18 protein-coding genes are annotated in these 20227 nt (G+C 71.3%); 13 read left to right on the top strand and 5 right to left on the bottom strand.

The features are described from left to right. Positions 1 to 156 precede the first annotated feature (156 nt). Entirely contained in the window at positions 157 to 828 is a 672-nt protein-coding gene (locus tag C4U03_RS35645) for a class I SAM-dependent methyltransferase (protein ID WP_103944228.1), read from the top strand. Between the two features lie 468 nt (positions 829 to 1296). On the opposite strand, the gene C4U03_RS35640 is transcribed toward C4U03_RS35645, so the two are convergent. Further along, a complete protein-coding gene (locus C4U03_RS35640) occupies positions 1297 to 2151 on the bottom strand; it encodes an enoyl-CoA hydratase-related protein (protein WP_103944227.1) in 855 nt (284 codons plus the stop codon). After that, on the bottom strand, positions 2148 to 3068 hold the full coding sequence (locus C4U03_RS35635) for a TIGR03564 family F420-dependent LLM class oxidoreductase (protein ID WP_103944226.1): 921 nt from the start codon (positions 3066 to 3068) through the stop codon (positions 2148 to 2150). The genes C4U03_RS35640 and C4U03_RS35635 overlap by 4 nt, the downstream gene beginning before the upstream one ends. A gap of 165 nt (positions 3069 to 3233) precedes the next feature. On the opposite strand from C4U03_RS35635, the gene C4U03_RS35630 reads away from it, so the two are divergent. The 11 genes from C4U03_RS35630 (at position 3234) to C4U03_RS41475 (ending at position 14981) form a co-directional block, all read left to right on the top strand. Continuing rightward, the gene (locus tag C4U03_RS35630) at positions 3234 to 4466 is read left to right on the top strand and encodes a TetR/AcrR family transcriptional regulator (RefSeq protein WP_103944225.1); all 1233 of its coding nucleotides are present in this window, start codon (positions 3234 to 3236) and stop codon (positions 4464 to 4466) included. 150 nt (positions 4467 to 4616) lie between these two features. After that, on the top strand, positions 4617 to 5402 hold the full coding sequence (locus C4U03_RS35625) for an SDR family NAD(P)-dependent oxidoreductase (protein WP_103944224.1): 786 nt from the start codon (positions 4617 to 4619) through the stop codon (positions 5400 to 5402). Between the two features lie 112 nt (positions 5403 to 5514). Beyond that, complete coding sequence (locus tag C4U03_RS35620) at positions 5515 to 7050, top strand: acyl-CoA synthetase (protein ID WP_103944223.1); 1536 nt, start codon at positions 5515 to 5517, stop codon at positions 7048 to 7050. A 30-nt stretch (positions 7051 to 7080) separates the two neighbouring features. Then, positions 7081 to 8265 carry a lipid-transfer protein gene (locus C4U03_RS35615; RefSeq protein ID WP_103944222.1) on the top strand — a complete coding sequence of 395 codons (1185 nt, stop codon included), beginning with the start codon at positions 7081 to 7083 and terminating at the stop codon, positions 8263 to 8265. A gap of 2 nt (positions 8266 to 8267) precedes the next feature. Next, positions 8268 to 8723 carry a MaoC family dehydratase N-terminal domain-containing protein gene (locus C4U03_RS35610; protein ID WP_103944221.1) on the top strand — a complete coding sequence of 152 codons (456 nt, stop codon included), beginning with the start codon at positions 8268 to 8270 and terminating at the stop codon, positions 8721 to 8723. Next, positions 8720 to 9136: a MaoC/PaaZ C-terminal domain-containing protein gene (locus tag C4U03_RS35605; protein WP_200827692.1), complete on the top strand. Its 417-nt coding sequence runs from the start codon at positions 8720 to 8722 to the stop codon at positions 9134 to 9136. The genes C4U03_RS35610 and C4U03_RS35605 overlap by 4 nt, the downstream gene beginning before the upstream one ends. Then, positions 9133 to 9936 carry an SDR family NAD(P)-dependent oxidoreductase gene (locus tag C4U03_RS35600; protein ID WP_103944220.1) on the top strand — a complete coding sequence of 268 codons (804 nt, stop codon included), beginning with the start codon at positions 9133 to 9135 and terminating at the stop codon, positions 9934 to 9936. Before C4U03_RS35605 ends, C4U03_RS35600 begins: the two co-directional genes overlap by 4 nt. Positions 9937 to 9944: 8 nt before the next feature. Beyond that, entirely contained in the window at positions 9945 to 11090 is a 1146-nt protein-coding gene (locus C4U03_RS35595) for an acyl-CoA dehydrogenase family protein (RefSeq protein WP_103944219.1), read from the top strand. 206 nt (positions 11091 to 11296) lie between these two features. Then, complete coding sequence (locus tag C4U03_RS35590; protein WP_103944218.1) at positions 11297 to 12664, top strand: pyridoxal phosphate-dependent decarboxylase family protein; 1368 nt, start codon at positions 11297 to 11299, stop codon at positions 12662 to 12664. A 316-nt stretch (positions 12665 to 12980) separates the two neighbouring features. Continuing rightward, on the top strand, positions 12981 to 13136 hold the full coding sequence (locus C4U03_RS40810) for a hypothetical protein (RefSeq protein ID WP_160147207.1): 156 nt from the start codon (positions 12981 to 12983) through the stop codon (positions 13134 to 13136). Positions 13137 to 13232: 96 nt separating this feature from the next. Then, positions 13233 to 14981 carry a serine/threonine-protein kinase gene (locus C4U03_RS41475; RefSeq protein ID WP_200827691.1) on the top strand — a complete coding sequence of 583 codons (1749 nt, stop codon included), beginning with the start codon at positions 13233 to 13235 and terminating at the stop codon, positions 14979 to 14981. A gap of 285 nt (positions 14982 to 15266) precedes the next feature. Here the strand turns inward: C4U03_RS41475 and C4U03_RS35580 are convergent, their stop codons facing one another. Both C4U03_RS35580 and C4U03_RS35575 read right to left on the bottom strand, forming a co-directional pair. Beyond that, entirely contained in the window at positions 15267 to 16142 is an 876-nt protein-coding gene (locus tag C4U03_RS35580; RefSeq protein WP_146087640.1) for a GNAT family N-acetyltransferase, read from the bottom strand. A 76-nt stretch (positions 16143 to 16218) separates the two neighbouring features. Continuing rightward, positions 16219 to 18351 carry an MMPL family transporter gene (locus tag C4U03_RS35575; protein ID WP_103944216.1) on the bottom strand — a complete coding sequence of 711 codons (2133 nt, stop codon included), beginning with the start codon at positions 18349 to 18351 and terminating at the stop codon, positions 16219 to 16221. Positions 18352 to 18427: 76 nt separating this feature from the next. Here C4U03_RS35575 and C4U03_RS35570 point away from each other — a divergent pair, with 76 nt between their 5' ends. After that, on the top strand, positions 18428 to 18934 hold the full coding sequence (locus tag C4U03_RS35570) for a MarR family winged helix-turn-helix transcriptional regulator (RefSeq protein ID WP_235018340.1): 507 nt from the start codon (positions 18428 to 18430) through the stop codon (positions 18932 to 18934). 509 nt (positions 18935 to 19443) lie between these two features. Here the strand turns inward: C4U03_RS35570 and C4U03_RS35565 are convergent. Next, complete coding sequence (locus C4U03_RS35565; RefSeq protein WP_103944214.1) at positions 19444 to 20160, bottom strand: SDR family oxidoreductase; 717 nt, start codon at positions 20158 to 20160, stop codon at positions 19444 to 19446. Between the last annotated feature and the right edge of the window lie 67 nt (positions 20161 to 20227).

The following is a 20227-nucleotide window of genomic DNA, read 5'->3' as shown; positions in this document are numbered from 1 at the left end:
GTGAGGGCGCCAGTGGTGGGCGGAACGTGCGGAGGGTGAGCATCCCACTGTGGGTGAACTACCGGCAGGCATACCTGATGGAGGTAGGAGCGGAGCCCTTGATGAAGCTTTCGACCAGACATCCAAGGAGCCGATCGATTCCTATCTCTTGCAGATATGGCCGGCGCAACCTACGGAGATGTCCGTGCTCAAGCTGACCGGCCGGGGGGCTCGAGCCTGGATGAGGCCTTGATCCCGTCCGGCAGTCGGTGGAACCACAACATCCATTACCACTCCCGTATCCTCCGCGTGGTCCCCAAGGGAGCCCAGCGCGCCCTTGACGTCGGTTGTGGTGAGGGCATGCTCGCCCGTGAACTGCGGCGGGCCGTGCCGTACGTCACCGGCATCGACCTCCACGGGCCCAGCCTCGACCAGGCCCGCGAGCATCCCGGCGACGTTGAGTACATCCTCGGTGACTTTCTCACCCACCCCTTTGAGCCTGCCTCGTTCGATGTCGTCGCGTCGGTGGCCACCCTGCACCACATGGACGCCGCCACTGGCCTGGCCCGCATGCGTGACCTGCTGCGCCCGGGCGGTGTCCTATGCGTTGTCGGCCTGGCCCGCAGCACCGTGCCCTATGACCTGCCGTGCGACCTGGCCGGTGTTGTCGTTGGTGCCTTGCACCGCGCCGCGAAAGGTTACTGGCAGCATCCGTCCCCGATCGTGTGGCCGCCGCCGGTGACGTATGCACAGATGCGGGCGTTGACCGCCGAAATCCTGCCCGGTTCGCGGTACCGCCGCCATCTGCTGTTCCGCTACAGCATCACCTGGCGCAAGCCGCAGCACTGAGCCGCAGCCGACTGGCCGAGCCGACGGCGCGGCACATGACCTTACGGTCGCGGCGGTGGCCACCGGCCAGGTTAAGCGTGCGGGACGAACAACGCCTGAACCCCAGAACCAACCGGGTCGCAGGCGCTTCCTCGCACAGGTGGAAGGCAACCCCCGGCCAGCATGATCACCAGTTACACACGGCCTGCTTACGGCATCGGCGGCGAGGCTGACTCGCAGGCCTTCGGCTTTGCCGAGATTACGTTCAGTAGTCAACGACGCCGCTCAGGCGACGACTCGATCGTGGCCGCTTGACGACCTTGCAGATACCTGGTGAAGATCCACTCGATCTTCCCGTGTGGCTTGGGGCCGCAACTCGCCCTGCGTCCTCTCATGCCACATTCACCAGCGGACCTCCCAGAACCAGCCGCCCTCGTCGCTCCGCCTGACGCTGCCGCGGGGATCATCCCTGCGGAGGCACCTTGCGGATCACCACTGCCAGGGGAACTCGGCGGGAAGGTCGGCCGAGACCGTCATGGGGAAGCGGGGCGGTCGTCTGTCGTGGAAGGCCGTGATCCCCTCGGCGGCGTCGCGGCTGTGACCGCGCAGGATGGTTGCCAGCGATTCGGCGTGGTGGGCCCGCTGGGGGCCGCCGTCGTCACAGTACGCCTTCCACAGCAGCAGGCGCGTGAGTGCGACCGACACCGGGGCGGTGTGCCGGGCGATCTCCTCGGCGAGGTCGAGGGCCACCGGCAGGAGGTCGGGCCCGGGGTGGAGCCGAGTCAACAGACCGCTGACCAGGGCCTCGGCCGCGTCGAAGGTCCGGCCGGTGACCATCCAGTCCTGGGCCCGTCCCATGCCGACCAGGCGGGGGAGCAGCCAGCTCGACGCCGACTCCGGGACCATCCCGCGTCTGGTGAAGGGGAAGGCGAACGTGGCGTCGTCGGCGGCGAGCCGGACGTCCATGGCCAGGGTCATGGTGACGCCCAGGCCGACGGCGGGCCCGTTGATCGCGGCGATGACCGGCTTGCGGCAGCGCAGCAGCCGCAGCGCGAGTACGCCGCCCGGCTCGCGGAACCCGACGGCGGCCTCGGTGGCGTCCGGGGAGTCCTTTCCGAAGGCCAGGGCGTCCGGGCCGGCGGACAGGTCCGCGCCCGCGCAGAAGGCCCGTCCCGCTCCGGTGACGATAACGGCCCGCACCTTGTCGTCGGCGTCGGCGCGGTTGAGCGCGGCGACGAGGTCGCCGATCATGGCCGGTGTGGCCGCGTTGAGGACCTCGGGCCGGTTCAGCGTGATGACGGCGGCCGGTCCGGCCGGCTCGTAGTGGATCGGCGGGGCGGTCATGCCGGGCTCTGCTCGGCGGCCAGGCCGATCAGCACCTCGCAGGTGGCGGCCTCCTCGGCCGGGTCGCCGAACGGCATGGCCATCAGGTCGGTCGCGCCGGCCTCCGCCAGTTCGGCGAGCCTGTCGGCGACCTCGGCCGCCGAACCGACCACCGCGACGTCGGCCGGCCCGGTGGCGCCGTCCTTGGCCATGACCCGCCGGTAGGCCGGCACGTCGGCGTACGGGGCGAACTGCTGGGCGGCCCGGTCGCGGGCGCGGCGCGGATTGTCGGTCACGCAGATGGGCAGGCCGGCGACCACACGCGGTGCGGGACGGGACGCGGCGGCGGCCGCTTCGGTGATCGCGGGCACGATGGTGTCGCGGATCGCGCCGATCCCGGCGAGCCAGGTGATGGTGCCGGCGCAGCGGGCCGCGGCCAGGGCGAGCATGCGCGGTGCCATGGCGGCCAGGAGCACCGGCGGTTCCGGTGCCTGTGGAGTGTCCAGCGGCCGTGCCGTACGTGCCGTCACCAGTTCGGTGGCGACGTCGGTCGGTTCGCCCGCGAGGGCGGGCAGGAGGGCGTCGAGATAGTCGCGCGTGTAGGAGAAGGGCCTGTCGTAGGTGAGCCCCCAGATGTCCTCCACGATGAAGCGGTGGGAGGGGCCGATCCCGAGGGTCAGCCTGCCGTCGGCCGCCGCGGCGGTGGTCAGGGCCGAGGCGGCCAGCGCGAGCGGATGCCGCGGGTAGATCGGCATCACCGCGGTGCCGAGCTCGATCCGTTCCGTGGCGCCCGCCGCCAGTGCCAGCAGGGTCAGGGCGTCCCAGCCGAAGACCTGGGGGGTCCAGACGGCGGCGAAGCCCGCGCGTTCGGCGTCGGCGACATCGGCGACGAAGCCTTCGGGCGTGCCGGTCGCCCACACCATCCTTCCGATTCTCATGGCTGGACGGTACGGCATGAATCCCAGACGATCAAGTTAACAGCGAATAACTTCTGAGGATAGAACACGTGTTCAAAGCGCTATAGGGCTAGACATGAGCTGGTTAACTGATGTTCGCATGTCGCGGTGCGACCGGGAGGCGACCGGCCTCCCTATAGTTTCGGTATGACTCAGCCGCCCTCCCGGTCCGAGCCCGTCCGCACGCTGCGCCGCCGTCCGCGGGACCGCAGGGAGCGCATCCTCGCGCAGGCTGCCGAGTTGTTCGGCGAGCACGGCTACCACGCGGTGAGCATCGAGCAGATCGGTGCCGCGGTGGACATGACGGGAAGCGCGGTCTACCGGCACTTCCCGACCAAGGAGGCGCTCTTCGCGGCCACGGTGGAGCGGGCGGTGGAACGGGTGCTGGCGGCCATCTCGGCCGCGGCGGGCACCGCCGACGAGCCGGCCGCCGTTCTGGAGCGGATCGCCGAGGCGGCCGTGACCGCCGGCGCCGCGCAGCGCGACCTCATCCTCGGCTATCTCCGCGAGGCGGTGTACCTGCCCGAGGAGGAGCGGCTGCGCATCCAGAAACGCCAGCGCGAGGTCACCCGGCTGTGCGCCGACCGGCTCGTCGCCGCTCGGCCCGAGCTGACGCCCGCCCAGGCCGCCTTCCTGGTGCGGGCGGCCAACGGAGTGATCGTCGGCCGCCTGCGGGCCGGCGGCCGGCCGGGATCGCGCCGGATCCGGGCCCTGGCGGTGCGGATGTACCTGGCGGTCCTCGCCGCGCCGGTACCGGACGGGATGGTCCAGGAGGGTCGGGCCGAGGTCCGCGAGCCGGCCGCGGGAGCGTTCACGGCCCGGCCGTCCCGCCGTGAGGAACTGCTCGCGGCGGCCGCTGGGCTCTTCCGCCGCAGCGGCTTCCGCGAGGTCGGCGTGGATGACATCGGCGCCGCCGTCGGCATCAGCGGTCCCGCCGTCTACCGCCACTTCCGCAACAAGCAGGCCATCCTCGTCGCGGCGTTCCGGCGGACCAGCGAGTCCATCGCGGCCGGGGCGAACCAGGCGCTGGCCGAGGCCGCGGACGCCGCCGAGGCCCTCGACCGCCTCATCGACTCCTACGCGGCCACCGCGCTGGCGAACCAGGATCTGATCGTGGTGTACGAGCGGGAGGCGCGGAGCCTTCCCGAGGGGGACAGGCGCGAGTTCGGCGCGATCCAGGGCGAGTACATCAAGCAGTGGACGCACGTCCTCGGGGCGCTGAGCCCCGGCCTGGCCGCCGCCGACGCCAGAACCGTGGCCTACGCCGTGCTCGGCCTGGTGAACGAGCTGATCGCAGGTTCCCCGCCAGCGTCCGCCGAGAGCCTACGGCCCTGGCTGGCGGAGGCCGCCCATCGGGTCATAAAGAGTGTCGTGGAGTGAACCTGTAGAAACTTAGACCTGCTCTGAGCTGGGAAAAGATGATGACTCAGGCTTGGATTCTTGTTAACGTGGATTGACATACGTGCTCCCGGGCGGCCACCATCGGCGATGTCGGCGCTCGCCTGAGCGGCCGTCGCTGTGAGGTGAGCCATGAACCAGACGCCTTTCGACCTCCAGGGCCGCGTGGCGGTCGTCACCGGAGGCAACGCCGGGATCGGAGCCGCGGTAGCGGGCGCCCTGGCGGCGGCGGGCTGTGACGTGGCGATCTGGGGCCGCGACCAGGAGCGCAACCGTGACTGTGCGCGGCGGCTGGCCGAGCACGGCCGGGCGGTACTGCCGGTCGCGTGCGACGTCTCCGACGAGCTCCAGGTCGAGCGGGCGATGTCGCGGACCGTTGAGGAGCTGGGCCGGCCGGACGTCTGCGTCGCCAACGCAGGGACCGCGGCCCGGCGCCATCCGTCACAGGAGTATCCGCTCGACGAATGGCACCGGGTCATGGGGATCAACCTCGACGGCTGTTTCCTCACCCTGCGCGCGGCGGCACGGCGCATGGTCGAGGGCGGTGCCGGCGGTTCACTGGTGGCGATCAGCAGCGCGGCGGCGCTGCAGGGCATGCCCGGCAGTCCGCCCTACGCTGCGGCCAAGGCCGCGGTGCTCAGCCTCGTCCGGTCGCTGGCGGTCGAGTTCGCCCGGCACGGGATACGGGCCAACGCGGTGCTCCCGGGCTGGATCGACACCGACATGATCGGCGACGTCGTGCACGGGCAGGACTCCCGCGCACAGGCCACCCGCGAGGCCGTCCTGCGCCGGATCCCGGCCCGCCGCTGGGGACGGCCGGAGGACATCGGCGGCGCCGTGGTCTACCTGGCCAGCGACGCCGCCGCCTATCACACGGGCGACACGCTCGTCGTCGACGGCGGCTACACGGTCTTCTGACCTCCCCTCCACCCTCCCTTCCCCTCTCCACTCCGGATCGGCCTGCGGTCCGGCCTCCTTCCACCCCACCCGGAACGACCTCTGGCGTCGAACGACGCCCCTAGGAGGAGCCATGGACAACGGTGTGCTGTGCGGCGAGACGTTCACGCCGTACCCGACGTTGCGCGAGCGGAGCGCGCGGACCGCGAGCGCGCTCGCCGAGCTGGGCATCGGCGCCGGCGACACCGTGGCGGTACTGATGCGCAACGACGTGCCGTTCCTGGAGGCGGCCTACGGCGCGAGCCTCATCGGAGCCGTCCCGGTACCGATCAACTGGCACGGCCGGCAGGCCGAGGTGCGCTACATCCTGGACGACGCGCACGCCCGCCTGCTGGTCGCCCACGCCGACCTGCTGCACGGCATCCGCGACGCCCTTCCGGAGAGGCTGCCGGTCCGGGCGGTGCCCACCCCGGCGCACATCGCCGACCGCTACGGCGTCCCGGACGAACTACGCGCGCCCGGCGCCGAGGACGTCGAGTGGAGCGCGTGGATCGAGTCGTTCGAGCCGCGCACGGCACCGCCGACCGCGCCCCCGTGGGGGATGCTGTACACCTCGGGGACCACGGGGCGTCCCAAGGGCGTGCTGCGGCAGCCGACGGATCTGAACGATCCCGCCGCGGTGCGGGCGATGGCGGCGCTGCACGCCGCGATCGGCATGGAGCCGGGAGCGCGTACGATCATCAGCGGCCCGATGTACCACACCGCGCCGTTCACCTACGCGGTCGGCATGCCCGCCCAGGGCGCCTTCGTCGTACTACAGCCCCGCTTCGACGCCGAGGAACTGCTGGCGCTCATCGAACGGCACCGGATCACCCACCTGTACCTGGTGCCGACGATGTTCGTGCGCCTGCTCCAGCTCCCCGCGCAGACCAGGAACGCCTATGACCTGTCGTCCCTGGTCAAGGTCATGCACGCGGCGGCGCCCTGCCCGCCCTCGGTGAAGCGCGCGATGATCGAGTGGTGGGGGCCCATCCTGCACGAGTACTACGGCGGGACCGAGTCCGCCGCGGTGGTCGCGTGTGACAGCGAGGAATGGCTCGCCCACCCCGGCACGGTGGGGCGCCCGGTCGACGGCGCCACGGTCCGCATCTACGGCGAGGACGGCACCGTGCTCGCGCCGGGACAGGTGGGCGACATCTACGTCCGCCTGAACGGGCTGCCCGACTTCACGTACCAGGGACAGCCCGAGGCACGCGTCGAGATCGGCCGCGACGGCCTGGTGACCTGCGGTGACGTCGGCTACCTCGACGAGGACGGCTATCTGTACCTGTGCGACCGCAAACGCGACATGGTCATCTCCGGCGGGGTCAACATCTACCCCGTTGAGATCGAGGCCTGCCTGACCAGGTTGGTGGGGGTCAAGGACTGCGCCGTGTTCGGCGTGCCCGACGCCGAGTACGGGGAGTCGCTGGCCGCGGCGATCGAACTCCTGCCGGGCGCCGAACTGACCGAAGACCAGGTCCGGGCCCACGTACGCCGGCACCTGGCCGGCTTCAAGGTCCCCAAGCTCGTCGTCTTCCACGAGTCCCTGCCCCGCGAGGACTCCGGAAAGATCTTCAAGCGCCTGCTCCGCGAGCCCTACTGGGCCGGGCGTGAGCGCCGCATCTGACATCCCGATCATCGAACGGAAGGACACCTCATGCGATCAGTGCTCGTGGGCGGAGTGGGCATGATCCCCTTCACCAAACCGGGGGCGGGCGACCCCTACGACGTGATGGGGGAACGCGCCGCCCGGGCCGCGCTCGACGACGCCGGCATCGGCTACGACCAGGTCCAGCAGGCGTACGTCGGCTACGTCTACGGCGACTCGACCAGCGGGCAGGCGGCGCTGTACGGCCTGGGCCAGACCGGCATCCCCGTCGTCAACGTCAACAACAACTGCTCGACCGGCTCGTCCGCGCTGTGGCTGGCCCGCCAGGCGGTGGCCTCCGGGGCCGCCGAATGCGTGCTGGCGCTGGGGTTCGAGCAGATGACCCCGGGTGCGCTGCGCGCCCTCTGGGAGGACCGGCCGACCCCGTTCGCCAGGTCGATGTCGGTCATGCACGGCCTCCAGGGCGAGTCGCAGGCCCCGCTGGCCCCCCAGATGTTCGGCGGGGCGGGCGCGGAGTACGCCGCCAGGTACGGCACCAAGCCGGAGACCTTCGCCAAGATCTCCGTCAAGGCCCGCCGCCATGCCGCCCGCAACCCCTACGCGGTCTTCCGCACGGAGGTCACCGAGGAGGAGGTGCTCGCCTCCCCGCACATCTACGGCCCGCTGACCCGCCTGCAGTGCTGCCCCCCGACCTGCGGCGCCGCCGCCGCGGTGCTATGCAGCCCCGAGTTCGCCGCCCGGTACCGGATCAGTGAGCCGGTGGCCATCCGCGCACAGGCGATGACCACCGACACCCCGACGACGTTCGACGACTCGGCGACCATGATGACGGTCGTCGGATACGACATGACCAGGGCCGCCGCCCACCAGGTGTACGAGGCGGCCGGCGTCGACCCAGGCGACATCGGCGTCGTGGAACTGCACGACTGCTTCACCGCCAACGAGCTGATCACCTATGAGGCGCTGGGGCTGACCCCGGAGGGCACGGCCGAGAAGTTCGTGGTCGACGGCGACAACACCTACGGCGGCCGGGTGGTGACCAACCCCTCCGGCGGCCTGCTGTCCAAGGGCCACCCGCTCGGTGCCACCGGCCTGGCGCAGTGCGCCGAACTGGTCTGGCAACTGCGCGGCCGGGCCGAGGCGCGGCAGGTGGACGGCGTACGGCTGGCGCTCCAGCACAACCTGGGCCTGGGCGGCGCCTGCGTGGTCACCCTCTACGAGCCGGTGAGCTGACCATGGCCATCGACACCTCCGTCATCGGCACCACGGCGCCGGAACTGACCGTGGACGTCGAGCGGGGCCGGCTGCGTTCGTTCGCCCACGCGATCGGCGAGACCGACCCGATCTACACCGATGTGGATGCCGCCCGCGCGGCGGGCCACCCTGACCTGCCGGTCCCGCCGACCTTCCTGTTCTGCCTGGAGATGGACCGCCCCGACCCCTTCGGCTGGCTCGATGGGCTCGGCGTGGACCTGCGCCGCGTGCTCCACGGCGAACAGCGCTTCACCTACCGCACGATGGCCCATGCGGGCGACCGGCTGACCCTCGCCGCCCGGATCGGCGACGTGTACGCCAAGCGCGGCGGAGCGCTGGAGTTCATCGTCCGCAGCATCGACGTGACCCGCGACGCCGTGCCCATCGCCGAGCTCGCCAGCGTCATCGTCGTCCAGAACCCCGAGGCCGGACAGTGAACCCGAACATCAGGGCGGGGGACGAACTGCCCCCGCTGAAGGTCCCCCCGATCAGCCGCACGACGCTGGCGCTGTACGCCGGCGCCTCCGGCGACCACAACCCCATGCACATCGACCTGGACGTCGCCCGCTCGGCCGGGCTGGACGACGTCTTCGCCCACGGCATGCTGTCCATGGCCTATCTCGGGCGGCTGCTCACCGGCTGGACCCGCCAGGAGAACATCCGTGCCCTGGCCGTCCGGTTCACCGCCGTCACCCCCCTGTACGCCGAACCCGTCTGCACCGGCACCGTTACCGCGATCGAGGACGGCGCCGCCCACCTGGACGTCGCCGTCACGCTCGCCGACGGCACCACCACCCTGCGCGGCACGGCGGTCGTCGACCTGCCGGCCGGACGAGAGGACGACCGATGACCACACTGACCGGCAGGACCGCGATCGTCTCCGGCTCCGGCCGCGGGATCGGCCGGGCGATCGCGCTCAAGTTCGCCGCCGAGGGCGCCGACGTCGTCGTCAACGACCTGGACCCCGCCCCCGCCGAGGAGACGGTCGCCGCCGTCATGGACGCCGGCGGCTGCGCCGTGGCGTGCGTCGGCAGCGTCACCGAGGCGGGCTTCGCCGAACGGTTCGTCCAGACGGCGATCGACACCTTCGGCGGCCTGGACATCATCGTCAACAACGCCGGCTACACCTGGGACTCGGTCATCCAGAAGACGACCGACGAGCAGTGGGACGCCATCCTCGACGTGCACCTCAAGGCGCCCTTCCAGATCCTGCGGGCCGCCCAGCCGTACCTGCGGACCCCCGCCGACCACCACCGCAAGGTCGTCAACATCTCCTCGGTCGCGGGGCTGGGCGGCAACGCCGGGCAGGCCAACTACTCCGCGGCCAAGGCGGGGATCGTCGGCCTGACCAAGACCCTGGCCAAGGAGTGGGGCCGCTACAAGGTCAACGTCAACGCGGTGGCGTTCGGACTGATCACCACACGGCTCACCGAGGCGAGCGCGGACGGGAACGCCAGCATCGACGTGCAGGGCCGCCAGATCAGGGTCGGCGTGAACCCGCAACTGCTCACGGCGATGGAGACGATGATCCCGCTGGGCCGCGCGGGCACCCCCGAGGAAGCCGCCGGGTCGGTCTACCTGCTGTCCATCCCCGAGTCCGACTACATCAGCGGCCAGGTGCTCGTGTGCGGCGGCGGCTTCACCAACTAGGGAGCGGGATGTACGTCTCTTCCTGGCGGAGCGACGGACTCGACCTGCTCCGCGACACGGCCCGCGCGTTCTTCGCGGCCGAGGCCGTACCGCACAGGGAACGCTGGGCACGGCAGCGGCACGTGGACCGCGGCTTCTGGACCAAGGCCGGGAAGGCCGGCCTGCTGTGCTGCTCGGTCCCCGAGCAGTACGGCGGGGCCGGCGCCGACTTCGACGCGGATCTGGTGGTGTTCGAGGAGCAGGCCAGGATCGGGGAGCTGGGCTGGGGCAACATGGTCCACAGCGGCATCGTCGCCCACTACCTGCTCGCCTACGGCACCGAGGAGCAGAAACGGCGCTGGCTGCCGGGGATGGCCTCCGGCGAACTGATCGGCGCCATCGCGATGACCGAGCCGGGCACCGGTTCGGACCTGGCGAGCGTTGCCACCCGCGCGGTCCGCGACGGGGACGGGTACGTCCTGTCCGGAGCCAAGACCTTCATCACCAACGGCTCCACCGCCGACCTGGTGATCGTGGTCTGCTCGACCGATCCGGCCGCTGGGCACCGGGGCATCTCCCTGCTGGTGGTGGACACCCGCGACTGCGCCGGGTTCCGGCGCGGCCGGGTGCTCGACAAGGTGGGCCAGCACTCGGCCGACACCTGCGAGCTCTTCTTCGAGCAGGTCCGGGTCTCGGCCGCGAACCTGCTCGGCGAGGAGGGGAGCGGCTTCTCCTACCTCATGCGGCAACTGCCCCAGGAAAGGCTGATCATCGCCGTGGCGGCGGTCACCGCCACGGAGGCCGCCGTGGCCGAGACCATCGCCTACACCAGACAGCGCACTGCGTTCGGCGCACCGCTGATCGAGCTGCAGAACACTCGGTTCGAACTGGCCGAGTGCGCCACCTTGGCCCACGCGGGCCGGGTGTTCGCCGACTCGTGCGTCGAGCGGCACCTGCGCGGCGGGCTCGACGCGGCCACGGCCGCGATGGCCAAGTGGTGGCTGACCGACGTGCAGTGCCAGGTGATCGACCGATGTCTGCAACTGTTCGGAGGCTACGGCTACATGCGGGAGTACCCCATCGCCCGCATGTACGCCGACGCTCGCGCTCAGCGGATCTACGGAGGGACCAACGAGATCATGAAGGAGATCATCGGCCGTAGCCTCAACGTCTAGGCCGACCTGAGACCCTGGGACTTCTGAGGTGCTCGCCACCAGCTGGATATCAGTGAAAACGCTGGTGGCGAGCACGTCGCTCGCTTTGGGGCGGTCAGTGGAGGCCTCAACGGCTTCCCGGGCACCTGCCGGTTGGCCGGCAGGTGCCCGTCTGTCTCCTCCTTGATCGATGTCGGGCGGATGGGGCCTGGGGATAAGGTGCGTCGGTGGAGGAACTGAGCCGTTTGTTCCGGTTGGCCGCCGACCATGCGGCCGACTACCGGCGGTCGTTGCCGGATCGGCCGGTAGGAGTGCCGGTCGACCAGGAGGCGTTGGTCGAGGCGTTCTCCGGCCCGTTGCCGGCCGCACCCTGCCCACCGGAGCGGGTGCTGGCCGAACTGCTCGCCGCTGCCGAGCCCGGCCTGGTCGCCAGCGCCGGGCCGCGCTACTTCGGTTTCGTGGTCGGTGGTGCGTTGCCGGCGGCGACCGCGGCCGACATCCTGGCTGCCGGCTGGGACCAGTTCGCGACCAACGCCGTCACCTCGCCGGCGGCCATTGCGGCCGAGGCCGCCGCCGGCGCCTGGCTGAAGGAGCTGCTGGGGATCCCGTCGTCGGCATCGGCCGGTTTCGTCACGGGCTGCCAGGCGGCCAACACCGTCGGGCTCGCCGCCGCCCGGCACCAGGTGCTGGCAGAGGTGGGCTGGGACGTGGAACGGCGCGGGCTGCTGGGGGCGCCGCCGATCCGGGTGATCGCGGGGGAGGAGCGGCATGCGACCATCGACCGGTCGTTGCGTCTGCTCGGCCTCGGGGTGGATGTGGTGGAGCCGGTGCCGGTGGGGCCGAACGGCGCCATCGACCTGGAGGCGCTGCGGGAGGTGCTGCGAGCCGGCCCCCAGGGCCCTGCCATTGTGTGCTTGCAGGCCGGCAACGTGAACACCGGTGCCTGCGACCGGCTCGGGGAGGCGTGCGAGCTGGTCCACCGGCACGGCGGGTGGGTGCACGTGGACGGGGCGTTCGGGCTGTGGGCCGCGGCCGGCCCCGCGACCCGGCATCTGGTGGACGGGCTGGAACTGGCGGACTCGTGGGCCTGCGACGGCCACAAATGGCTGAATCTCCCCTACGACTCGGCGTTTGCGTTCTGCGCCCGTCCCGAGGTCCACGCGGCGGCGATGTCATACGCCGCCGCGTACCTGGTCGGCTCCGGCGGCGCACCGGTCGGAGCGGACCTCACCGCCGAGTCCTCGCGCCGGGCCCGCGGGTTCGCCGTATGGGCCGGACTGCGGGAACTGGGCCGTGACGGGGTCGCGGCACTGGTCGAGCGCTGCTGCGCGCTGGCCCGCCGGTTCGCCGACGGCCTGACTGCGGCCGGGTTCGAGGTGGCCAACGAGGTCGTCCTCAACCAAGTGCTGGTCGACTTCGGCGATGACGCGCGCACCGACCGGGTGGTGGCGGCGGTGCAGGCGGACGGCACCTGCTGGGCGGGCGGTACGACCTGGCGGGGACGGCGCCTGATGCGGATCTCGGTATCGAACGCCACCACGACCGAGGCCGACGTGGATCGGTCGATCGCCGCGATCACCCGCCTCGCCACCTGACCTCGACCGAGATCCTGAGCCGGGCTGGGACTACCTGTGCTCCTCGATCCGCCGCCGCTATGACCAGCGCAGCCTGATCATGCGCAGCGGGTCGGTCAGCCTCGGTCAGCATGGCCACCGCTCCGGCCCTGATCGCCCGCCGATATCGACCGCATCGTCCACCCATCTCCGCCGCCGCGCGGGCGTGCCTGACAACCGGTGAGAGCGTCGGTGGCCGGGGCCAAGCGGCGCAGGTCCACCTGGACGAACGCTTCAGCCGGCAGGTCGGCCCCACCACCAGCAGGACGCCCTTGTCCGCGCCGACGGCTTGTACCGGATGCCGGTCTTCGTCGTGACCTACCGGCCGTACGAGGTGGTACGTAAGGGCGACACCACGTTCACCTTCGTGACCGGCGGGGTCGCCGCCGCGACCAAAGCCGCCACGGCGGTCGCCGGCGGCACGGCACCGGGCTCCTCCGCTCTATCGCAATGATCTCGTTCACTCGCATCGCAGGGCCTTCGAAGCCGCCAGCCTGCATGATGCGAGTCACAGTGGAACGACATGTCGGCATGGGTCCAGGGGGTTGGTGTGACGGGATGGCGGGTCTCCGGGTTCCGGGAAGTGCGCGAGCTGGGACGAGGGGCACAGGGCAGGGTGGTCCTGGCCCGGCATGAACAGGCGGGGACGCCGGTGGCGATCAAGTATCTGGCCGCCGAGGCGTCCGAGGACGACCGCGGGCGGTTCCGGCACGAGGCGCAGATGCTCGGCCGGGTCAGCAGCCCGCACGTGGCGCGGCTGTACCGGCTCGTGGAGAGCGAGCACGGGACGGCGCTGGTCATGGAGGCCGTCGACGGCGTGTCGCTGAAGGAGATCCTCGCCCGGTACGGGGCGCTGGAGCCGGAGGCCGCGCTGACCGTTCTGAAGGGGTCGCTGCTCGGGCTGGCCACCGCCCACGCGGTGGGAGTCGTCCACCGCGACTACAAGCCCGCCAACGTGATGGTCCCCGCCGACGGGCGCAGCAAGCTGATCGACTTCGGCATCGCCGTCTCATCCGGTGCCGCCTCGGCGGCGGGCACTCCGTACTACATGGCCCCCGAGCAGTGGAACCGCGAGCCGGCGACCCCGGCCACCGACGTGTACGCCGCCACCTGCGTCTTCTACGAGTGCGTCACCGGGCACCGCCCATTCGAGGCGGGCGAGCGCCTCGCGCTGATGGCGCTGCACGGTTCGGCACCCGTCCCGCTGGAGGACGTGCCCGAGCCGCTGCGCCCCCTGGTCGTCCAGGGCATGGCCAAGCAGGCAGAACAGCGGCCGCCCGGGGCGATGGCCTTCATCGAGGAACTGGAGCGCCTGGCGCGGCGCGTCTACGGCCCCGACTGGGAGGCCCGCGGAGTCCGTGCCATGGCGACGACGGCCGTCGCGCTGGCAGCGCTGTTCCCGCTGACCGCCGCGGGCCTCGCCGTGCAGGGCGGGTCGGCGGCGGGCGCTGCCGCGGGCGGCGGCCAGGCCGGTGCGGGAGTGCTCGCCAAGGTGGGCGGGACCAAGGCGGTGCTGGCGGTGGTGGGCACGACCGCCGTGGCGGGGGGCGGGTTCGCCGTCTACGAGGTGGCCAGGGCCGACCCGCCCGCACCAGCGGTCAGGCAGGTCAGCCTCCAGGTCGACACCCGGTCGTTCACCGACCCGAACACCAACCTCATCGTGGAGGGCGCGCAGTTCGTCACCGTGCGGGGGCTCAAGGACACCGCGCTCGAACGCCGGGTCAACCAGGCGTTGCAGCGCCCGATCGACGACGCCGTCGCCCGCTACCGGACGCACTACGCCCAGCAGACCCCCGAGTTCCGGCAACAGCAGCGCCAGGAACCGGCCGACTCGGTCAGCCGGATGAAGCTGCTGGTGCGGACCCGGATCGGCCTGCGCGGTCCCCGGCTCGTCTCGGTGGGCCACTACGTCAGCAATCCGGTCAATGCGGGAGGCGGCAGCGACCCCGCAATGGTCGTGGTGACGCTGGACCTCACCACCGGCAGGTCGCTGACCGCCGCCGACATCATGCGCCCGGACACCCTGTCCAAGGCCGGCGTCGCCCGTCTCTCCCGGTCGGTCCCCTCGATCAAGTTCTCGGGTCCTCCGACGCCCGCCGACCACTGCCGCCCCACGATCGCCCGCGACTACGGGGACCGCCCTCGTGAGATCCCGGCGCTGCTGACGCCCACCGGGGTCGACTTCGGCTTCGTCTCGTTCAACGAGTGCGTCTACAACGGCTGGAGCAGCGTCCCGTACACGAAGATCAGCCAATTCCTGGAGCCGTCCGTGGTCGGGCTGGCCCAGACTCGCCCGTGACCTTCCCGGCACCCGCATCCGGGCCGGTCCGAGCACATCGGCTGCTGAAGGAGCGGGCGGCCCTCGGCCGCCTCCTCCTGATGCCGTAGCGCCGGCCATCCGGTCCGAGATTGAGCAGCAGCCGGTGACCGTCGCGCTCCAGCGGGAAGCCGCTGCACGCCGCTCCGGCGGTCGGCCATGCCGGCAGGCCCGAACTGCTGGTCGCGTCGGCCGCCGGCGGCATTCCGGCCATGACCGTGGACCTGATGCCCGCGGCGAAGGGCGACGTCAACGGTGTGGGGAGTGTCAGGGCTTCTCGTAGGTGTGGGTACGGGCGTGAGGGATGAAGCCCAGGTCGCGGTAGAGCGGGTAAGCGCCTTGGGATGCCGGGTGGCCCCGGGTCGGGTAGACCACCGCCTTGTCGGCGCCGAGGTCGCGGAGGGCGCGTAGGGCCGCCAGGCATGCCGCGCGTGCCAGGCCCATGCGCCGGAACTGCGGGTCGGTGCCGACGGGCTCGATCTCACCTGCGCGGTTGTGCCCGTCGTACCAGATGAGGCAGTAGGAGGCGAACCTTCCATCTGGGGCTTCGACGACCCAGTCGAGGTCGGCCCGGTAAGGCCAGGCGGCCATGACGGTGCGGTAGCTGTCCTCGGTGACCCGTGAGGGGTGCCATGCCGCCTGGTGCACGGCGGCCCGGCGCGCGGCATCGGCCTCGCCGCTCACGGGACGGACGGTGAATCCCGGCGGGGAGCCGGGCTCGGGGAGTCCCGTGAGCGGCCGGTACATGTACTGGGAATAGACCTCGGTCTGCTTCCTGGAGTACCCATGCCGTTCGAGCGCCTCCACGAGACGGGTGTCGTGTTGGAGGGCCACGACAGTGAGCGGACCTGCGGTGGCCACGCCGTCGAACCACTCCAGGACGGCGTCGATGAGGTTCGGGCGCGCCGGGTCCACGAGCAGGTTGAGGAAGCCGGGCAGCTCGGCCCATCCCCAGCCGACGACCACGCCGTCCTGCTCCCACAACGCCGTGGGCCACTCGCCCTCCCGGCCCAGGTGCTGCCGCCGCTGCCACGCCAGATCCCCGACGTGGTACTGGCAGCCCGGCGACCACACCCGCCGGACGAGCCCCTGCAACGCCCGCAGGTCATCCGGATGCCGATAAGCCCGCATGATCGTCCCCACGCCCCCACTATGCCGCGGCGTGCGTGTGGTGTGCGCTGTGGCGGACTGGTGGGCCTGTGGGCGGAGTTCCTGTGTTCTATCGGGACGCTCTAGTGCTCACCGCCGCCTTGGCGGTGTCGGAGCGGTCGGGCGTCCGGCGTTCGGCGCGCCACAGGGCGCTCGGCCACCAGACCGCCGGGCCGATGTCGCGGGTGAGCGCGGGCACCAGCAGGGACCGGACGACCAGGGTGTCCAGCAGCACGCCGAAGGCGACGATGAAGGCGAGTTGGGCCAGGAAGGCCAGAGGAACGACCACCAGGGCCGCGAAGGTGGCGGCCAGCACCACTCCGGCTGAGGTGATCACTCCGCCGGTGGCGGTCAGGCCGCGCACGACGCCCTGGCGGGTGCCGTGCCGCACCGTCTCCTCGCGGACCCGCGTCATCAGGAAGATGTTGTAGTCCACGCCGAGGGCCACCAGGAAGACGAACCCGTACAGCGGCACCGACGCGTCCGTGCCGCCGAAGCCGAGCAGTCCCTGGAAGACCAGCGCGGCCACGCCCAGCGTCGCCAGGTAGTTGAGCCCCACGGTGGCCACCAGCAGCAGCGGCATCACCACCGAGCGCAGCAGCACGAAGAGGATCATCAGGATGACCGCTAGCACCACGGGCACGATGAGCGCCCGGTCGCGCGCGGCCGTGGCCTGGGTGTCGTACTGCTGCGCGGTGTATCCGCCGACCAGGGCGTCCACCTCGGGCACCTGGTGCAGGGCCGAGCGCAGCCGCTCCACGGTCAGCTTGGCGGCATCGCCGTCCGGTGCGTCCTTGAGCGTGGCGTCGATGCGGACCCGGCCGTCCACCACCAGCGGCTCACCCCCGCCTGTGGCGGTGACCGGGGCGGCGGAGGCGACTCCGGGTGTCTGCCGGACGACCCGGACGACCTCGTCGGTGCGCCGCGCGTCGGCGATCACCACGGCGGGGTTGCCCGAGCCGCCGGGGAAGTGCTCGCCCAGGGCGCGCTGCGCGGCGACCGAGGGGGCGTCGTTGACGAAGATCTCCTCCAGCGGGATGCCCCGGGAGTCGAGCGTGGGGAACAGGGCGGCGCCGGCGGCGAGCAGCACGAGAGTACTCGTCCAGACGCGGCGCGGCGCCCGGTCCACCAGGGCGGCGATCCGCCGCCAGATCCCGCGCCCGGCGTCGGCGGCGTCCGTGCTGCGCTCGACCTTGCCGGGCCAGTACGCGGCCCGGCCCAGCAGCACGAGCACGGCGGGCAGGAAGGTCAGGGTGCTCAGCACGGCACAGGCGATGCCGATGGCGCCCACCGGGCCCAGTGCGCGGTTGGTGGCCAGGTCGCTCAGCAGCAGGGCCAGCAGCCCGAGGGCGACGGTGCCCGCGCTGGCGATGATCGCGCCCACCGAGCGGCGCAGCGCCGCCCACGCCGCGGCGGACCGCTCGCCGCGCACGGCCAGCTCCTCGCGGAAGCGGGCGGTCAGCAGCAGCGCGTAGTCGGTCGCCGCCCCGATGACCAGGATCGACAGGATGCCCTGGATCTGCCCGTCGACGCGCACGACGTCCCGGTCGGCCAGGACGTAGACGATGGCGCAGGCCAGCCCGAGCGCGAAGACCGCCCCGACGATGATGACCAGGGGGAGCAGGAGGCTGCGGTAGACCAGCAGCAGGATCACCAGGACGACGCCGAGCGCGACGGCCAGCAGGATCCCGTCGATGCCCGCGAATGCCTTCTTGAGGTCGGCCTGGGTCGCGGCGGGGCCGGCGACGTGCACGGTCGTCCCCGTGACCTGGCCGGCGGCGTCGCGCAGGTCCTCGATGACGTCCCCGAGCCGGTCCTCCAGGTCGGCGCGCAGCGGGACGACGCCCCGCAGGGCGCCGCCGTCCGCGGCGGGCAGGGCGGGCGAGACCTGGCCGGCGACCGGCGCGGTGCCGTTGAGCAAGGTGAGCACACGCGTCGCAGCGGCCTGCTGGGCGGAGGTGATCTTCCCTTCCGGCACTGTCCACACCACGATCGCCGGCAGCGCGTCGTCCTGCCGGAACGCCTTCTGCGCCTCGACGACCCGTGTGGACTCGGCGTCCTGGGGCAGGAAGGCGACCTGTTCGTTGGTGGCGACCTCGCCCAGCTTGCCCGCGTAGGGGCCCAGCGTGCCGCCGACGCCCAGCCACGCGACCAGGAGCAGCACGGGTATCAGCCAGCGGGCGGTTCGCGGCCTGGCCGTCATGGGTCCTGTCCCTGCCTTTCCCAACTGATTGCAGTCATTAAGATTCTTGATGATTGAGATTTCTTACCCTAGCAGGGTGAGTGATTCGCACCGCCCCCGGGGCGCCGACGGTCATCCCGCCCCCGACGGGCCGTCCACCGACCTGCAGACCTTCGCCGGTCAACTGCGCAGGATGAACAGTGAGTTCAACCGCATGGCGCACGAGTTCGCCAGGGCCCAGAACCTGCACCACACCGACGTTCTGGCGCTGATCGCCATCCTGGACGGCGACGACCAGGGCAGCCCGCTGACCCCCGGACGGCTGTGCGAGCGCCTCAACCTCACCTCCGGTGCGGTGACCGCATGCCTGGACCGCCTGGAGCGCAGCGGCCACATCCGCCGCACCCGCGACGGCTCCGACCGCAGGGTCGTCCACCTGCACTACGCGCCGCATGGCAAGGCGGTCGCCCGTGCTTTCTTCCGCCCGCTGGCCAGGAGCACCGAAGCCGCCCGGAGCCGATTCGACGAGGGCGAACTGAAAACGATCGTGCGCTTCCTCATCGCGATGAACGAGGAACTCGCCGAGCAGCGCCTGGGCCGCTGAGCGCCCCGACCCGGCGTCCACCGGGTCCGCCGGACCGAGATGGCTGCCGCAGGTCACGGAAACGCGGCCTGCGGCAGCTGTCCGAGAGCACCGGGCTAGGCCGTGTCGTCAAAGCGTTCATAGCCACATCAGCAGAGCGGCCAGCGTGACGGCGGCCTGGTAGGAGCGGGCGATCTTGCAGTGGCGGGTGGCGATCTGGAGGATCGCAACGGCCGGGTCGGGCTTGCCACCGCCGGCGAGGGGGCGGCGCCCGCCTCCGCCGGCGGGTGAGGGGCGGTGAGGACTAGGGCCGCTCCTGGTACGTGTGGAACAACACCGGGTTGCGACTCCTCGTAGGGGCGATGAGGACGTGAGTGGTCGGTGAGATCATCCACTACTTCGAAGAGTGGACGATCATGCCTGTGATCAACGGGGATGCCCGTGTCGGGCGAGCCGCACGCGCATGCGCGGGAACGGGGTGGAGCGATGCCGGAGGCGACCCTGATGACAGGGCCGCGTCCGTGCGGGGGTCACCAGGGGACGGCCCCCTCGTCGTCGAAGAAGCCGCCGCGCGGTCCGTCATCCGGCAGGGTGGCGAGCCGGATTGCGATCGCGGCACTTTGCTCGGGTGTGCGCGGCGCGTTGAAGCCGGTGAAGTCGGTCGCCACATAGCCGGGGCAGCAGGCGTTCACGATGACGTTCGTATCGGCGAGCCGGCGGGCGTACTGTGCGGTGACGCTGTTGAGCATCGACTTCGACGGGGCGTACGCGGCCATGATCGGTCCGGTCTGCAGCGTCAGCGAGCCCATATTGCTCGAGACGTTCACGATGCGCGGCGAGTCCGCGCGGCGGAGCAGCGGGAGCATCGCGTTGGTCACCCGAACGACCCCGAACACGTTCGTGTCGAGGACGGTGCGGACGACGTCGAGGTCGAGCGTCGTCGGATCCTGCGCGCCACCGTCGGTCCGGCCGGAGATGCCCGCGTTGTTGACGAGCACGTCGAGCCGCCCTGCCGTCTGCTCGGTTGTCGCGGCCGCCGCGGCGACGCTGTCGTCGGAGGTGACGTCGAGTGCAACCCCGAACGCGTCGACGCCTGCGGCATGCAGACGCTCGACGGCCTCCTGGCGCCTGGCATCGTCGCGCGCCCCCACGGCGACCGTGAAGCCGATCGCCCCGAGACCCTGTGCGATGGCGAAGCCGATTCCCTTGTTCGCGCCGGTGACCAGCGCGGTCTTCGTGTCGTTCATTTGATCTATGCTCGCGAGCCGCGCGTTCGTGGTCCAACACCGTTTCAGTGGGCTGTGATACCCGGCA

Origin of the sequence: Thermomonospora echinospora (assembly GCF_900108175.1) — a bacterium.
Classification (GTDB): Bacteria; Actinomycetota; Actinomycetes; order Streptosporangiales; family Streptosporangiaceae; genus Thermomonospora; species Thermomonospora echinospora.
Note: the sequence above shows the minus strand (reverse complement) of the source record. Positions and strands in the feature narration are given on the sequence as shown.

Bases quoted from the DNA above. Each gene is read 5' to 3' on its own strand.
- C4U03_RS35645 (WP_103944228.1), top strand. From the start codon at position 157: ATGGCCGGCGCAACCTACGGAGATGTCCGTGCTCAAGCTGACCGGCCG.
- C4U03_RS35640 (WP_103944227.1), bottom strand. From the start codon at position 2,151: ATGACCGCCCCGCCGATCCACTACGAGCCGGCCGGACCGGCCGCCGTC.
- C4U03_RS35635 (WP_103944226.1), bottom strand. From the start codon at position 3,068: ATGAGAATCGGAAGGATGGTGTGGGCGACCGGCACGCCCGAAGGCTTC.
- C4U03_RS35630 (WP_103944225.1), top strand. From the start codon at position 3,234: ATGACTCAGCCGCCCTCCCGGTCCGAGCCCGTCCGCACGCTGCGCCGC.
- C4U03_RS35625 (WP_103944224.1), top strand. From the start codon at position 4,617: ATGAACCAGACGCCTTTCGACCTCCAGGGCCGCGTGGCGGTCGTCACC.
- C4U03_RS35620 (WP_103944223.1), top strand. From the start codon at position 5,515: ATGGACAACGGTGTGCTGTGCGGCGAGACGTTCACGCCGTACCCGACG.
- C4U03_RS35615 (WP_103944222.1), top strand. From the start codon at position 7,081: ATGCGATCAGTGCTCGTGGGCGGAGTGGGCATGATCCCCTTCACCAAA.
- C4U03_RS35610 (WP_103944221.1), top strand. From the start codon at position 8,268: ATGGCCATCGACACCTCCGTCATCGGCACCACGGCGCCGGAACTGACC.
- C4U03_RS35600 (WP_103944220.1), top strand. From the start codon at position 9,133: ATGACCACACTGACCGGCAGGACCGCGATCGTCTCCGGCTCCGGCCGC.
- C4U03_RS35595 (WP_103944219.1), top strand. From the start codon at position 9,945: ATGTACGTCTCTTCCTGGCGGAGCGACGGACTCGACCTGCTCCGCGAC.
- C4U03_RS40810 (WP_160147207.1), top strand. From the start codon at position 12,981: ATGCCGGTCTTCGTCGTGACCTACCGGCCGTACGAGGTGGTACGTAAG.
- C4U03_RS35575 (WP_103944216.1), bottom strand. From the start codon at position 18,351: ATGACGGCCAGGCCGCGAACCGCCCGCTGGCTGATACCCGTGCTGCTC.
- C4U03_RS35565 (WP_103944214.1), bottom strand. From the start codon at position 20,160: ATGAACGACACGAAGACCGCGCTGGTCACCGGCGCGAACAAGGGAATC.